At 38.1% G+C, this 11819-nt stretch carries 11 protein-coding genes; 6 read left to right on the top strand and 5 right to left on the bottom strand.

The window, feature by feature from the left end; all coding sequences use genetic code 11:
* Positions 1-34 precede the first annotated feature (34 nt).
* From QNH48_RS23720 to rnhC, 3 genes are all read right to left on the bottom strand, one after another.
* Positions 35-1009 (bottom strand): nuclease-related domain-containing protein, encoded by a 975-nt coding sequence (locus QNH48_RS23720; RefSeq protein WP_283952254.1) that lies wholly within the window; start codon positions 1007-1009, stop codon positions 35-37.
* Entirely contained in the window at positions 972-1172 is a 201-nt protein-coding gene (locus tag QNH48_RS23715; RefSeq protein WP_283952253.1) for a hypothetical protein, read from the bottom strand. Before QNH48_RS23715 ends, QNH48_RS23720 begins: the two co-directional genes overlap by 38 nt.
* A gap of 77 nt (positions 1173-1249) precedes the next feature.
* A complete protein-coding gene (gene rnhC / locus QNH48_RS23710; RefSeq protein WP_283952252.1) occupies positions 1250-2191 on the bottom strand; it encodes a ribonuclease HIII in 942 nt (313 codons plus the stop codon).
* A 134-nt stretch (positions 2192-2325) separates the two neighbouring features.
* Here rnhC and zapA point away from each other — a divergent pair, with 134 nt between their 5' ends.
* The 5 genes from zapA to QNH48_RS23685 all read left to right on the top strand — a co-directional run bounded on the left by zapA (position 2326) and on the right by QNH48_RS23685 (position 7797).
* The gene (zapA, locus tag QNH48_RS23705; protein WP_095248864.1) at positions 2326-2589 is read left to right on the top strand and encodes a cell division protein ZapA; all 264 of its coding nucleotides are present in this window, start codon (positions 2326-2328) and stop codon (positions 2587-2589) included.
* A 3-nt stretch (positions 2590-2592) separates the two neighbouring features.
* Positions 2593-3147, top strand: coding sequence for a CvpA family protein (locus QNH48_RS23700; RefSeq protein ID WP_095248863.1), 555 nt, complete (start codon positions 2593-2595; stop codon positions 3145-3147).
* 111 nt (positions 3148-3258) lie between these two features.
* Positions 3259-4977 (top strand): DNA polymerase/3'-5' exonuclease PolX, encoded by a 1719-nt coding sequence (polX, locus tag QNH48_RS23695; protein ID WP_283955871.1) that lies wholly within the window; start codon positions 3259-3261, stop codon positions 4975-4977.
* A 13-nt stretch (positions 4978-4990) separates the two neighbouring features.
* Positions 4991-7348 (top strand): endonuclease MutS2, encoded by a 2358-nt coding sequence (locus QNH48_RS23690; protein WP_283952251.1) that lies wholly within the window; start codon positions 4991-4993, stop codon positions 7346-7348.
* A 41-nt stretch (positions 7349-7389) separates the two neighbouring features.
* Positions 7390-7797 carry a DUF350 domain-containing protein gene (locus QNH48_RS23685; RefSeq protein WP_283952250.1) on the top strand — a complete coding sequence of 136 codons (408 nt, stop codon included), beginning with the start codon at positions 7390-7392 and terminating at the stop codon, positions 7795-7797.
* 87 nt (positions 7798-7884) lie between these two features.
* Here QNH48_RS23685 and QNH48_RS23680 read toward each other — a convergent pair whose 3' ends face one another.
* Together QNH48_RS23680 and QNH48_RS23675 are read right to left on the bottom strand one after the other, a co-directional pair.
* A complete protein-coding gene (locus QNH48_RS23680; RefSeq protein WP_283952249.1) occupies positions 7885-8094 on the bottom strand; it encodes a hypothetical protein in 210 nt (69 codons plus the stop codon).
* 75 nt (positions 8095-8169) lie between these two features.
* Positions 8170-9786, bottom strand: coding sequence for a transposase (locus tag QNH48_RS23675; protein WP_283952248.1), 1617 nt, complete (start codon positions 9784-9786; stop codon positions 8170-8172).
* A gap of 220 nt (positions 9787-10006) precedes the next feature.
* On the opposite strand from QNH48_RS23675, the gene QNH48_RS23670 reads away from it, so the two are divergent.
* Complete coding sequence (locus QNH48_RS23670) at positions 10007-11710, top strand: long-chain-fatty-acid--CoA ligase (protein WP_283952247.1); 1704 nt, start codon at positions 10007-10009, stop codon at positions 11708-11710.
* Positions 11711-11819 lie beyond the last annotated feature (109 nt).

The following is an 11819-nucleotide window of genomic DNA, read 5'->3' as shown; positions in this document are numbered from 1 at the left end:
CAGAAAAACACTTTGGTAACCCAAAGTGTTTTTTCTATCTCTCCATAAAAGGAGGAGCGTGGTAAACACGATCCTTAAACTTCCCTGTAAAATGCAATTTCATTGAAGCAAGGAGTTTTTGAGCAATATGAATAGATTCAATGTGAAGAAATTGGCGAAACTCTGAATTTGTAATAAAGGGCTTTATAAGAAGAAAATAATCATATACTGCTTGAATATGAGCAGTTTTGGACTTTTCCTTACAAGTTGGGCAAAACCAGGTACCGCGGGAATATTTCATCGGTAAATAGTGGCATTTAGGGCATTGGACACCTGGAAGGATATTGTTTTGTGTGAGGTTAAAATGTTGAAGGATTTCAGGATTATCTGGGGTATGGCTGGCTAAGAGGATTCGTTTTATTTTTCTTAATTCCTTTATACTTAGAACTTCGACTTTATTGGTATTTTCAATTTGGAATATTTTTTCTATTAAAAATTCACTATTGCATATATGCTGGTTTATACGTTCATTTCCTGGTTCAGAAACAATGAGTGTTTTTGAATTGCTATTTACAAAAAGATAATAAATTGGTATATCGGGACAGTTGCGCTCATTTAGCCACTTTTTTAGTTTGATAGCCTGTAGTTTAGCTTGTAGAACAGGGTTCGTTTTCCTGGCACTTGAGTCCTTTTTTGTTTGCACCATTTGATTGAAATTTTTTTCAAAGTGTAATTCCCCTCCCATATTTTTTACTTCGAGATTTATCCCGAAAGAAGAACAGAGAAGCAAATTATCTACCTGAAAGAAATATTTTTTATATTTTAGTCGAAGGCCATGGAATATATAGTATTTTGAATCAGAAAGCATACTTAAATGAAATTCCAAGGATTTCTCCCCTCGATAGCCTGCCATCCTATTACTTAATTCCGTAGACACATCCCGACGAACAGGATGATTAGGGGCAATTCTTCTATCAAGTGCCTGTAATTTTTCAATTCTTATCGTTATTGAACATGATTTTGCGATCAAGTGCCTCAATCCTTTCCATTTTGAAAAATATTTCTCCCTCAGATACTAAAAAACCTTCTTGGAACAGGAAGATACATGGAATCGACACTTTTAATTGTAAATGGTGGTGTGCCATAAATGCTTTACTCGCGGGAAATCTGATTTTACTCGCAAACTTTTCCACTTTACTCGCCGGTTTTGCCACTTTACTCGCCAAACCTCCTCTATACAAGAAAAAGACCAAATCATTATCCGATTTGGTCATCCTCTTAATTTTTTATTCACCAGATTCATCGCTTTATCGGTATTAGCAAAATGAAGCTTCACAAACTGTGGCAATACTTCTCTACCTTTTTTCAAAATCAATTTTGCAGCGGCCTCATCCACCTGAGCCCCTGCTCCTTTTGGAATCTTAAATCCTGCCGAATCACTAAGCTTGTCAATATACTGAACAAAAGCATAACGTGCGAGGATGGATGCTGCAGCTACGGCAAGATGGATACCTTCCGCCTTTGTGCTGAAATAAACATTTTCCTTCGCAACACCTTTTTGATTTTTAACATGCTGAAAATAGGTGCTTCCTTGAACAAATTGGTCAATCAGAATCGCTTCAGGTTTAACAGGTGAAATTTTCTCCAGCACATTAAGGATGGCTTGATTATGGAGGATTGCTTTCATTTTACCCTGGGACATACCTGTCTGCTGAAGCTGATTATATTTTTCATTTTTTAGTGTCATTAGGCTAAATGGAACTACATCCTTGATTACCTTTGCAATTGCAATGATTTTATCGTCATTTAAATCCTTTGAATCCCTAACACCTAATTCCTTTAATAGGGGAATATCCTCTTTTCGTACATACGCGGCAACGACAGTAATCGGGCCGAAAAAATCACCGGTACCCACCTCATCTGAACCAATTACCGACATTTGACTGATTCCACTCGGTACATTCCCTTTTGGAGCACTTGTTTTAGTAGGTGCTGTGCTTTTTGCTGCTGCCACACCCCATCTACCCGCTTCTGCTTCACAGCCACTCCCTTGAAATAAAACTTTACCGGACTTATAGGCAGTAATCGTCGAGCCAGAAGTCTTGGCAGCAAACAAACTGCCAGGAGGAGCTTTATCTAGTAATTTACCGTTGTAATAGCTTTTCATTTTATTAATTTCAGACAAGGTTAGATTTAACACAACATTTCCCATTCCAAAAACACTCCTCGACAATTTTCTAGAAAAAGTAAAAAAACTCCAGTTTAATCTGTTTCTCTTTTCGACACATATCTGTTCGTGTTATATTATAAAATAGGGATTTCTTCGAATCGAATGGAGGCAGTAATTTGTCAAATACAGAGAAAACCAGAACAACCGTTGATATATACGGACAGCAATACGTTATTTTAGGGACTGAATCCCAAAATCATGTTCGACATGTCGCTTCATTAGTTGACAAAAAGATGCGCGAAATTGGTTCCAAGAATCCATCTCTAGATGTAAGTAAGCTGGCTGTATTAACAGCATTAAATGCCGTCAATGATTATATTATTATGAAGGAACAATTAGAGGTGCTGCAATCTGAATTACAAAGGAAAAGGACTGAATAAGTCATGTTGGATTTAGCAATTATTATTTTATTAGTTTTTGGTTTTTTTATTGGTTTAAAAAGAGGCTTCATTTTGCAGTTAGTCCATTTAACAGGTTTTATTATTGCATACATAGTGGCAAATTTATACTATGATGATTTGGCTCCAAGACTAACGCTATGGGTCCCCTATCCGAATCTTGGAACAACTTCCCCTCTAAAACTATTAAGTGAGAATGGAAATTTAGAGGATGCCTTTTACCGCGCCATTGCATTTGTCATCATTTTCTTTGCAGTAAAGATTCTGTTACAAATAATTGGCTCCATGCTTGATTTTATTGCCCATTTGCCAATCCTTAAGCAATTAAATGTCTGGGCAGGCGGCATCCTTGGTTTTGCCGAAGTCTATTTATTACTCTTTATTTTATTATATATTGCTGCGCTTGTTCCAATGGAAGTTTTGCAAAAACCTTTGGATGATTCCATTATGGCGAACTTGATTGTGAATCATACACCATTCTTATCACAGCAAATAAAAAGTATGTGGATAGAATATACAGCTGCATTAACTTCTCTCTAGGAGAGAAGTAGGTCTTTAACTTCTCTCTAGGAGAGATGTTGCTCTTTAACTTCTCTCTAGGAGAAGTTTTTCTATTAAAAGGTTAAAATAATAGCAAGGTGGGTGGAAATGATGGAGGTAAATAAAAAGGATTTAATTCGCTTATTAGAAACAATCGCGGTATATATGGAGTTGAAAGGTGAAAATCCCTTCAAGGTTTCTGCCTTTCGAAAAGCCGCATCAGCACTTGAATTTGATGATCGCAGTTTATCTGATATCGAGGATTTTACCAAGTTATCAGGAATCGGCAAAGGGACCGGAGCTGTTATTGAAGAATACATAAATGAAGGCACTTCCACAGTATTGAAAGAATTGAAGGAAGAGGTTCCAAAGGGGTTAATTCCGTTATTACAATTACCAGGGCTAGGCGGGAAAAAGATATCTAAGCTTCACAAAGAACTAGGAATAGAAGATGTCACAACCTTAGAAGAAGCCTGTAAAGCAGGGAAAGTCCAAGCACTAGCAGGTTTCGGAAAGAAGACAGAAGAAAAAATCCTAAGTGCGATCGCCAATGTGGGTTCAAGGCCAGACAGACTGCCTCTCGCCTACATGCTGCCAATTGCACAGCAGATTGAGGAGAGGCTTGCTGAACTTCCTGAGATTCATAAATTCTCTCGGGCTGGAAGCTTACGAAGAGTGCGAGAAACCGTTAAAGATCTAGACTTTATTATTTCAAGTGAGCAGCCTGAAAAGGTGAAACAGTTCTTGCTGGAATTACCCAATATAAAAGAAACTATTGGTGCTGGAGATACTAAGGTATCACTTGTTTTTGGCTTTGATTATGATGTTTCAGTCGATTTTCGAATCGTTAAACCAGAGGAATTTATCACGACTCTTCACCATTTTACAGGTTCAAAGGACCACAATGTCCGAATGAGACAGCTAGCAAAAGAGCGCGGTGAAAAAATAAGTGAGTATGGTGTGGAAAATGTCGAGACAGGTGAAATCCTAACTTTTTCTTCAGAGGAAGAGTTTTTTAAGCATTTTGACCTTCCTTTTATTCCTCCTGAAATAAGAGAAGATGGCAAAGAAGTGGAGGATTTTTCAGCCCACGAAGACTTAATCGAGCTTAGTGATATAAAGGGCGATCTTCACATGCACTCAACCTGGAGCGATGGGGCTCATTCGATTGAGGAAATGGTTGAAGAGTGTATTGCAAAGGGTTATAAGTATATGGCAATTACTGACCACTCCCAGTATTTAAAGGTGGCAAATGGACTGACACGTGAGCGGTTATTGCAGCAAAAAGAAGAAATTAAGAAGTTAAATGAGAAATATGATGATATTCTAATCCTATCAGGTGTTGAAATGGATATCTTACCAGATGGCACATTAGATTATGAGGACGATCTCCTAGCTGAAATGGATTTCGTCATTGCATCGATACACTCAGCTTTTTCACAGCCAAGAGAAAAAATAATGGAACGCCTAAGTACAGCATTAAAAAATGCACATGTGGATTTAATTGCGCATCCCACTGGCAGAAAGATTGGCCGTCGTGAAGGTTATGATGTTGATATCGATATGCTTATAGAGTTAGCAAAAGAAACGAACACGGCTTTAGAGCTTAATGCCAATCCAAATCGATTGGATTTAAAAGCCGAATATTTACGAAAAGCGCAGGATGCAGGTGTTAAGATATTTATTAATACGGATGCCCATAAAAAAGAAACGCTATCACATATGGGGGTAGGCGTTTCAACAGCTAAAAAGGGATGGATTAAAAAATCATCAGTGATCAATGCGCTTGAACCGAAAGACTTACTAGAGTTTTTGCATAATCGAAAATAGGGGGTTCATCTCCATGCAAGAAAGAACGTTAAAGGTATTGGAATTTACCAAAGTGAGGGACCAGCTCATCGAGCATGCAGCGTCATCACTTGGAATAGATAAGTTAAAAAGATTGGTCCCATCTACTGATTTTGAAGAAGTAGTAGAGCTTCAAGCAGAAACAGATGAGGCCTCGACCGTTTTACGAATAAAAGGAAACATCCCGTTATCAGGCATTCATGATATTCGTGCCCATATTAAGCGCTCTGTTATTGGTGGAGTCCTTAGTTCACATGAGCTGATACAGGTGGCTAGCACCATCCGTGCAAGCCGGCAAATGAAGCGATTTATAGAAGATATTGCCGAAGAAAGAACCGAAATTCCCATTTTATTGGAGCAGGTCGACCGAATTATTCCTTTAGTAAATTTAGAGGAATCGATTAGATATGCAATTGATGAGAGTGGCGAAGTTCTTGATAGCGCGAGTGAACTGCTGCGCACGTTAAGGCACCAGCTGCGCTCGAATGAAGCGCGTGTACGTGAAAAACTAGAAAGCATGATTCGCTCCTCAAATGCTGCAAAGATGTTGTCGGACTCTATCGTCACGATCCGTAATGACCGCTTCGTTATTCCTGTTAAACAAGAGTATCGCGGTCACTATGGAGGAATTATCCATGACCAGAGCTCATCGGGTCAGACTCTATTTATTGAACCACAAGTCATCGTCCAGCTAAACAATCAATTACAAGATATAAGAGTAAAAGAACAGCTTGAAATTGAAAGAATATTATCGGAGCTTTCTGCGAAGACTGCTGAATTTGAGTCAGAGCTGCAAGTAATTGTAGAAATCCTGGGCAATCTTGATTTTATTTTTGCAAAGGCAAGATATGGCCGTAAGATGAAAGCAAGTATGCCGCTCATGAATAATGAAGGACGAATCTCCCTATATAAAGCCAGACACCCGTTAATTCCGATGGATGAGGTGGTCGCTAATGATATTTTGCTTGGAAAGGATTATACAACGATTGTAATTACCGGACCAAATACAGGTGGTAAAACCGTTACCTTAAAAACGCTGGGATTATGTTCGTTAATGGCCCAGGCTGGCTTGCAGGTTCCTGCCTTTGACGGCTCTGAGCTTGCTGTATTTGATGCTATTTATGCTGACATTGGTGATGAACAGTCGATTGAACAAAGCCTAAGTACGTTTTCTTCCCACATGGTAAATATCGTGGATATTTTGGAGAAGGTTGATTATAATACTCTAGTCCTTTTCGACGAGCTTGGTGCTGGCACAGACCCGCAGGAAGGTGCTGCGCTTGCGATTTCCATCTTAGATGAGGTGCACCATCGAGGAGCACGAGTCATTGCTACCACGCATTATCCAGAATTAAAGGCCTATGGCTATAACCGCGAAGGTGTTCTCAATGCTAGTGTAGAATTTGATGTTGAAACCTTAAGCCCTACTTACAAGCTGCTCCTAGGTGTACCAGGACGAAGCAATGCGTTTGAAATTTCAAAACGATTAGGCTTAAGCGATTCAGTGATTCAGGCGGCAAGATCTCATGTCAGTGAAGATACCAATCAAATTGATAAGATGATTGCCTCGTTGGAAAGCAGTAAGCGTCAAGCAGAAACCGAACAGGAAGAAGCACGTGATTATTTAAGACAGGCAGAAAAGCTCCATCAGGAAATGCAAAAGCAGATGATCGAATTTTATGAGAACAAAGACTCTATGCTTGAAAAAGCGGCTGAACAAGCTGGTGAAATTCTTGAAGAGGCAAAGAGTGAGGCAGAAAAGGTTATTCGTGACCTTCGTAAAATGAGGATTGAGAAGCAAGCGGATATTAAGGAACACGAATTAATTGATGCAAAGCGACGTCTTGAAGCCGCAACACCAGAAATAACTAAATCCTCCAAACTAATCAATAAGAAAAGTAAGAAGCATACCTTCACACCTGGTGATGAGGTGAAAGTCCTGACATTTGGACAAAAGGGTACACTTCTAGAAAAAGTGTCAGACAACGAATGGCAGGTGCAAATCGGAATCCTGAAAATGAAGGTAAAAGAAAAGGATTTAGAGTATATCAGCACACCGAAGCCAGTAGAAACAAGACCGATGGCAATTGTTCAAGGCAGAGACGCGGATGTAAAGCTGGAATTAGATTTGCGCGGAGAAAGATATGAAGCAGCACTCTTAAGAGTGGAAAAATATATAGATGATGCGTTATTATCAAACTATCCTCGTGTATCGATTATTCACGGGAAAGGCACGGGCGCTTTAAGACAGGGAGTCCAGGAGTATTTACGAAATCACCGTTCTGTAAAGAAAATTCGCTTTGGAGAAGCAGGTGAAGGTGGTTCTGGTGTTACCGTGGTCGAATTTAAATAAGGAAGAAAAGAGCCTTAAATAATATCCGGGGAGAATAGGCAATGAACCAGTTTTGGGATAACGTTTATATTCAAAGTGCTGCCAATTATAGTGTAGTTATACTATGTGTGGTTGTCTTTTTAGCTATTTTTGAAGTAGTAACGAAATATAAAAATTGGGAAGAAATCCAAAAGGGCAATATCGCTGTAGCTATGGCGACCGGAGGGAAAATATTTGGGATTGCCAACATTTTCCGCTATTCCATTGAACAAAATGATTCTTTGGTAACGATGATTAGCTGGGGAGTATTTGGCTTTGTGCTATTACTGGTTGGATATTTTATCTTTGAATTCTTAACACCTAAATTTAATATTGACGAAGAAATTAAAAATGATAATCGCGCGGTTGGATTCATTGCGATGATTATATCAATCGGCTTATCCTTTGTTATAGGTGCGGGAATATCGTAAGGGGAGATTAGGCGTGGAGACATTAGCGAAAGTACTTCTTGGATTATGCGCATTGTTTTTGCTAATTGGCTTGGGGTATATGATATTTTAAGTTGAGATCATCGCTGAACCTTCAGCGGTGATTTTTTTGTATCGTGAAATACTGATGCTCCACATGCTAAATGCAGCGGGTTCATAACTTCCTAGTCTTCGCCTATTCGTCCACACACTTTTCTTCAAGAAGAAAACGGCTTTGGAAACAGGAACTGTAACTAGTTCTGTTAGAACATTCGCAGTCAAAGCAACCTTTGTTACCATTGACGACTACATCTTTTGTTCTAGCGAACTCGGCTACATCAAGCCGCAAAGAAATGAAATGTTAGGCTGCACATCCTACAGTCTATTTTCTTTCAATTTGATACCAGAATTTAAGATTACCTCATTATCATTTTCTATCTTCTTAATTTCTTCTTTGTGAAATTCAAAAAATTGCTCAAACGAATTTAAACAAGATATTCTATCTGACTTCAATCCTACCAAATCTGAATTCATTAAAAGAAAAGCAGAATATAAATCACGTTGGACCTTGGTACCATCATCAAATCTATGCCAACGTTCTTTTAATTCTTTCTTTTTGCATTTGTCTGCTTTGTGATCATATTGACTAGCTTTAAAAGAGGATGTCTTGACTTTTATAAGAGTCCCGCCCAATGCTGTGACTTTTCTTGAAAGAATACTTACGAAGGCTGCAGGAGAACGACGAGCTATGGTTTTCCCGAAGCGTTTTTTCTTTTTATACTTACCTGTTTTTTCACTAACTTCTGTCTTTTTAGCACGTTTCTGGAGGGCTTTAAAATTCATTTCTTCGAGGAAAAATCTATCACCTAACATGACCATTCGATTGACTTCGTATTGATGGCTTAACTTTCGATATAAGGCTAATTTTCGGTATAGATCTTTCAATTGAGCTTTCAGTTTTTTATAGTTATTAGAAAATTCCCGCTGCTTTTTACCTTTTCTAATACGACCTGCTTCATCGAAGTTCTGTGGATTAGTCGCTCTTTTCGAACGGTCTAGTTTTCTATTGTATAACCTGATTTCTCGTTGAGAATGTTCAACCTTTTTTATGTTTTCAGCCAAGTTTTTCAATAGAATCTTTGATTTACTTGATACGGCAATAGAGGATGTGCCAATATCGGTCCCAACCGGACCGTTCCCTAAAGGATATTTAACTTTTCCTGTTTTTCTGTCTCTTTTTACGGGAGGATAACCCGTACAAACCAACTGGGCATAGTATCGAACGATACCTCGGACGATTCGTTTTATAATACGAACATATTTTACCCTGTAGAAGTCTGTAACAGTTTCTCCATCTTTGTTCTTATATTGAAATATCTGTTGGGAGTTTAGTAGATGAAAAGCTTCTTTAAGATAGATATCCATTTTTTTTACCTTCAATACAAATACCCTATAATTTGAAATTACTTTCCCCTCTTTGAATCTCCAACCAGTATCATTGTTTTTCCCTTCAAAGGAGTCCATTTCTCCACGCTTTACAAATACCACTTTTTTCGCTTTGCCAAACAACTTCTTTTTGACAGTGTTCCATGCTCTTGTTGCTGTTTTTTGAGCAATGATTGAATTAATTTTACCATTAAAGTGATTTCGAACTTCTTTTATGTATTCGTGCATCGAATATTCCGTCAATCCAAATTCTTCTCTTAGTATTTTGAATTCTTTAGAGAGGTTTTTCTGTTCATTTTGAAAATATTCCATCTTTTCCTTGTTACTATTTTTAGCTAGATGTGATTTTATGGCTCTTGAAATACGGACTAATTTTTTGTATCGTTTTGTCCTTTTCATTTGTTTTTCTCTCTTCAAATACTCACCGAGCGAAGTATTATAAATCACGCGATTAATTTCCAATTCAGATTCGATCATTAAAAAGTCTCTATTCTGCCCTTTTAATTCTACATCGATGATAAATGAAGGAGTTCTTACTTTCGCCATGTTTCACACCTGCTTCCAAACGTATGTTTGTATATATTTTACCAAGAAATTCCTTAATCTGCAATAATAAAATCGGTTCATTTCCATACTTAAAAGCAGGGGCTTTCCCGATTTAGGTTTGGTAAACATATATATTAATTCAATTGTTTAAAGAGTCTGACTATAATATAATAAAAGGGAAGTGGAAAAAATTATAATCGAATAAAAAGGAGGGTTAATAATGTATGATTCTAAACCATGGCTCACGTCTTACCCGGAAGAAATTCCTGCAGAACTGGAATTTCGAAAAGAACCTGTTCAGCAGTATTTAGTAGATGCGGCTAAAAGTTTTCCTGAAAAAACTGCTATCCATTTTATGGGGAAGGAAATGACGTATAAAGAGCTTTACCACGAAGCATTGTCTTTTGCCAGTTATCTTCAGCAAATTGGTATTGCAAAAGGTGACCGAGTTGCTATTATGCTTGCTAATACACCACAATCAGTCATAAGTTATTTTGGGATCTTATTGGCTGGGGGAATTGTGGTTCAAACCAATCCGTTATATACCGAACGTGAACTCGAATACCAAATGAAGGACTCTGGAGCTAAGGCGATCATCACACTCGACATCCTCTATCCTCGCGCTTCTAAGGTGATGCCGCAAACAGATTTGCAGCATATAATTGTAACCGCTATCAAAGACTACCTGCCTTTTCCCAAAAATTTAGTTTATCCTTTTATCCAGAAAAAGCAATATGGAATTGTCGTGAATGTTAAACATGAAGGCAATACTCACTTATTTAAAGAAATCATAAAAATAAAGCCTAAAAAACTCGTAGAATATGACTTTGATTTTGAAGAGGATGTTGCCCTGCTTCAATACACAGGTGGAACAACCGGTTCTCCCAAAGGGGTTATGCTGACACATCGAAATTTAGTGGCTAACGCTTCCATGTGTACGGCCTGGCTATATAAATCAAAACCGGGTGAAGAATCAGTCCTTGGCATTGTACCGTTTTTCCACGTCTATGGGATGACCATTATCATGATATTATCGGTCATGCAGGCGTATAAGATGATTATATTACCTAAGTTTGATGCTCTTACTACTTTAAAAACGATTCAAAAACAACGGCCTACCCTGTTTCCTGGAGCACCAACTATTTATATCGGTCTATTAAATCATCCTGATTTGAAGAAATACGATTTATCGTCGATTGATTCCTGTCTCAGCGGCTCTGCTCCACTCCCTATTGAAGTTCAAGAGGAGTTTGAAGCGGTCACAGGCGGGAAACTCGTTGAAGGGTATGGATTAACAGAATCCTCACCGGTTACCCATTCCAATTTCTTATGGGATCGTGAGCGGGTAAAAGGCAGTATTGGCGTACCATGGCCAAATACAGAGGTAAGAATTGTCTCAATGGACAATGGTGAATTAATGCCTGTAGGTGAAATTGGAGAAATTATCATTAAAGGTCCGCAAGTGATGAAAGGCTACTGGAATCGTCCGGAAGCAACGGAGGAAACCATTCAAGATGGCTGGTTATATACGGGAGACCTTGGCTATATGGACGACAAAGGATATTTTTATGTAGTAGATAGAAAGAAGGACATGATTATTGCAGGAGGGTATAATATATATCCAAGAGAAATTGAGGAAGTATTGTATGAGCACCCAGATGTTTTAGAAGCGGTTGCTGCAGGAATACCAGACCCATACCGTGGTGAAACCGTTAAAGCATATGTTGTGTTAAAAGAAGGTTCAGAGATTACCTCAGATGATTTGAATCAATATGCTAGAAAATATTTAGCGGCCTATAAGGCACCAAGATTATATGAATTTAGAGAAGAATTGCCGAAAACAGCAGTAGGAAAGATATTAAGAAGAACACTTGTAGAAGAAGAAATGATAAAAATAGAGGAAGAAAACAAAAAACATGCCTAATTGCTGCACTTCTTTTTTTTTGTATTATAGTGCTTGTCTATATGGAAATAGTAAAGTAATATAAAAATGTCTTTGTATTTCTTGACAGAAATACAAGTAATATCTATTA

Source organism: Neobacillus sp. YX16, assembly GCF_030123505.1.
Taxonomy (GTDB): domain Bacteria; phylum Bacillota; class Bacilli; order Bacillales; family Cytobacillaceae; genus Neobacillus.
Note: the sequence above shows the minus strand (reverse complement) of the source record. Positions and strands in the feature narration are given on the sequence as shown.

Excerpts from the sequence above, each read along its gene's own strand:
- rnhC (WP_283952252.1), bottom strand. The coding sequence starts at position 2,191 with ATGGGAAATGTTGTGTTAAATCTAACCTTGTCTGAAATTAATAAAATG.
- QNH48_RS23700 (WP_095248863.1), top strand. The coding sequence starts at position 2,593 with ATGTTGGATTTAGCAATTATTATTTTATTAGTTTTTGGTTTTTTTATT.
- polX (WP_283955871.1), top strand. The coding sequence starts at position 3,259 with ATGGAGGTAAATAAAAAGGATTTAATTCGCTTATTAGAAACAATCGCG.
- QNH48_RS23690 (WP_283952251.1), top strand. The coding sequence starts at position 4,991 with ATGCAAGAAAGAACGTTAAAGGTATTGGAATTTACCAAAGTGAGGGAC.
- QNH48_RS23685 (WP_283952250.1), top strand. The coding sequence starts at position 7,390 with ATGAACCAGTTTTGGGATAACGTTTATATTCAAAGTGCTGCCAATTAT.
- QNH48_RS23680 (WP_283952249.1), bottom strand. The coding sequence starts at position 8,094 with ATGGTAACAAAGGTTGCTTTGACTGCGAATGTTCTAACAGAACTAGTT.
- QNH48_RS23675 (WP_283952248.1), bottom strand. The coding sequence starts at position 9,786 with ATGGCGAAAGTAAGAACTCCTTCATTTATCATCGATGTAGAATTAAAA.
- QNH48_RS23670 (WP_283952247.1), top strand. The coding sequence starts at position 10,007 with ATGTATGATTCTAAACCATGGCTCACGTCTTACCCGGAAGAAATTCCT.